General features: G+C 54.2%; 2 protein-coding genes and 1 pseudogene. All 3 read left to right on the top strand.

What is annotated here, in order from left to right; all coding sequences use genetic code 11:
• Window positions 1–342 precede the first annotated feature (342 nt).
• Complete coding sequence (locus NP590_RS20270) at window positions 343–762, top strand: carbohydrate-binding protein (RefSeq protein WP_256604558.1); 420 nt, start codon at window positions 343–345, stop codon at window positions 760–762.
• Window positions 744–1,415, top strand: a pseudogene (locus NP590_RS20660) (DUF6531 domain-containing protein); the annotation flags it as partial. The gene NP590_RS20270 and the pseudogene NP590_RS20660, both read left to right, overlap by 19 nt.
• Window positions 1,416–1,469: 54 nt before the next feature.
• A partial coding sequence (locus tag NP590_RS20265; protein WP_443192672.1) for a hypothetical protein occupies window positions 1,470–3,794 on the top strand: 2,325 nt, incomplete at its 3' end.

Here is a 3,794-nt window from a genome sequence, read left to right as displayed (position 1 = left end):
GCACAGTCGCGATTCGCGGGGCTATCATCGCGACTGTGCGTCGTCCCTACGAGACCGCCTTTTATTTACCGGGACGAGGCACCGGCTTCATGGTCGTTAGGTCTTAAAAAGAGGTGCTTAAATAAACGAGTTGTCGGACTTGGTTTGATCCGGGTCACAAATTAAGCGCCTTATCAATTCATCCGGCAAAAAAGGCTAACGGAATAAGCAAGCCTGTGTTAGTTTTGCCCCTCATGAATTTTGTTAGTCATGGCGGATTTTCGCTTACCGGTTCCCGTTCAACTCCGCACTGTGCGGCAAGATTCTCCAGGCGATTAATATCAAGCTGTTCAGAGGGATTCCATGGTTCTGTTTATTAAATTATGCGGTAAGCAAGGCGTCGTTCTCAATTTCGCCATGGGCGGACAGGGTGTGTGGGCCACTGAACAACGGCGCTTATATCGTGTCTCGATTGTTTTGCTGTTGGGCCTCGGTTCGCTTCACTCCGCCCAAGCCTGCTCCCTGCAATTTACCTCGCCGGCGCGCGGGAGCACGGTTGCCTCGTCGCAGATCGGCGTCTCCGGCACGGGTTCCGGCAATGCCAATTCGGGCGATCAAGGTCAGGTCACCGCTTACATTAACGGGACGCCGTTTTTCTGCCAGAGCGGTACCTTTACCACGCTGATCAACTTTCTCGGTTCGGGAGCCGCTTCGGTCAATTTGCAAAAAGGCGCCAATACGCTGTCGGTATACAGTTCAGACGCATGTACGCCACACCTTTAGCGAGGATAAGAACGGTGAGTTCAAAACTGATGAGAAAATTGGATTTGTGGCCTTGGTATTTTTTAATTGCGCTGTTCTGCTGCGGGCCTCTAGCGTACGCGACTTACCCGGCGACCATCGATAGCTGGTATGACTACGGTTATGCCTCCGGAAAATTATCGATGCCGCCATCGGGAACCGGACGTATCGATGATTGGCATAGAATGTACTCGGGCCATTCGGATATGTATCTAACCCCCGATCAATGCACTAATATTGGGCAGGGTTTACTCATCCGCTGTACAAATACGCGTTGCAGCGGAGGCTTTACCTGTCGGGCGAATCTTTCTTGTCCGGATGGCTCTGCGCCGAACTACTCAAATAATACATGTCCCGGGACGGATAACCGCAAAAGCATGGGGGCATCCGGCGATTGCAACAAAGGCAACATTGCGACACAGCTTGGAAATCCATGCGATGCGGCAACCGGGAACAAGTTTCAAAAAGAAATAGACTATGCCGATGTTGGTGCTGGCTTATCTTTCATTCGTTTTTATAACAGCGGAAATAGGCTTCGAGCCGCAGGACAATTGGGCTATGGCTGGTCCCATCAACTTGGCTCTAATTTGGCTGTTACTGGCACTGGAGTTGCCATTAATCAGGCCGACGGCCGATCGGAAGTATTCAAATTGGTTAACGGACTATGGACAGGCGATGCGGATACTCAATTGGCTTTGACGCAAGATAGCAATGGCTTTACCTTAGCCGACCGCCAAGGTTCGAAAGAGCGTTACGACAACAACGGACGCATTCAATTCCGTAAGACCCCGGACGGGAGAGTTACCTCATACGGATATGACAGTAATCAACGGCTAATTACGGTTACCGGACCATTCGGTCATAGTCTGCAATTGACTTATGACACGGCAAACAGAATCAGTAGCGTCACTTATCCCGATGGTTTGAGCAGCAATTATCAATACGATAATTTAGGAAACCTCAGTCGAGTTACGTATCAGGATAACAGCGCTCGCTACTATCATTACGAAAACACATCGTTTCCCCATGCGCTAACTGGCATTACCGACGAAAACGGCAATCGCTATGCAACTTGGTCCTACGATAGCCAAGGTCGGGCAAATCTTTCTAAGCACGCCGGAGATGCCGAACAGATTGACTTGACGTACAACGGAGACGGTACGACTGATGCGAAGGATAGCTTTAATACGGTTAAGCATTTTACGTTTCAGAATGTGCAAAACGTGCGCAAAGCTACCGGCATTAACCAAACCACGACTGATGGTATTTCAATTGCACGGAGTCAAAGTTACGACGCCAACGGCAACCTCGCCAGCCGCACCGACTTCAACGGCAACCTCAGCTGCTACGCCTACGACCTGAGCCGCAACCTGGAAACCGTCCGCGTCGAAGGCTTGGCGGCCGGTTCGACCTGTCCGGCGGATTTGGCCGCCTACACGCCGAGCGGCAGCCAGCGCAAAGTCACCACCCAGTGGCATGCCGATTACCGGCTACCCAGCCAAATCGACCAAGCCAACCAACGCAGCACCTTCGGCTACGACGCCAACGGCAACCTGCTGAGCAAAACCCTCACCGACACCGCAAGCCAGCAAAGCCGTACCTGGGTTTACACTTACAACGCCCTCGGCCAAGTATTAACCGCCGACGGCCCGCGCACGGATGTCAACGACCTCACCAGCTACACCTACTACGCCGATACCACGGCCAACCACCATCCCGGCGACCTGCATACCGTCAGCAACGCCCTCGGCCACACCACCACCTTTACCGACTACGACGCCAACGGCCGCCTGCTCAGGCTAGTCGATCCCAACGGCCTGGTTGTCAGCTTTGCCTACGACCCGCGCGGCCGCCTGACCCGCAAAACCGTCGACGGCCATGCCACGACCTACGACTACGACAATGTCGGCAACCTGATCAAACTCACCCGGCCCAGCGGCGTGTATTACCGCTTCAGCTACGACGCCGCCCACCGCCTGACCGACATCACCGACGCCTTGAACGGCAAAATTCACTACACCCTGGATAACATGGGCAACCGCATTCAGGAAGACATTCTGGATGCCGACGGCCATGTCGTCAAAACCCATAGCCGGGTCTACGACGCCTTAAACCGCTTGGCCCAGGACATCGGCGCCTACAACCAGACCACCCAATACCAATACGATCCCAACGGCAACCTGACCCAAATCACTGACCCCAACGGCCACAGCACCCAACAGCAATACGATAGTCTGAACCGCCTGATCCGCGGCACCGACGCGCTCAACGGCCAGACCGACTACGACTACGACGCCCTGGACAGGCTGGTACAAGTCACCGACGCCAACAACCACGGCACCGTTTACAGCTACAACGGCCTCGGCGACCTCACGCAACTGGACAGCCCCAACACCGGCATTACTCAATATAGCTACGACAGCGCCGGCAACCTGGCGCAAAAAACCGCTGCCGGCGGCGTCACCGCCACTTACCAATACGATGCCCTCAACCGTTTACTTGGTATCGACTATCCCGGCACCGAAGCTGATATTAGCTACGGTTACGATTGGCTGGTAGGCAATAAGGGCCGTTTAACCTCCAGCCGACGAGGCAATGCCGCGCCGCTCTATTTTTATTACGATAAGCGCGGCAATGTGGTCAACACAACGGCAACCGCATTGGCCCATCCTTGGTACGATACCAGTATCGACAGGATCAATTACCTTTACAACGCCGACGATCAAGTCACCGAAGTCCAATTTAATTGGTACCGCCAGCATCGCTACCACTACGATCAAACCGGCCAAGTCGACCGTATATCGGTACACGACTGGGACGACGGCGACTTTTCCCGCCGCGGTTACGATGTCACCCGCATCCTGGCGGATAATATTGTCCGCCAGCCGTTCGGCCCTGTCACCGGTCTGACCTACGGCAACGGCCTGACCCTGAATCGTAACTACGACCAAGACTACCGCTTGGCCGGCCAAAGCGTCGGCAACCAACTCAATCTGGCCTACGCCTACGATGCC

Origin of the sequence: Methylomonas subterranea, from assembly GCF_024505185.1 — a bacterium.
Lineage (GTDB): Bacteria > Pseudomonadota > Gammaproteobacteria > Methylococcales > Methylomonadaceae > Methylomonas > Methylomonas subterranea.
Note: the sequence above shows the minus strand (reverse complement) of the source record. Positions and strands in the feature narration are given on the sequence as shown.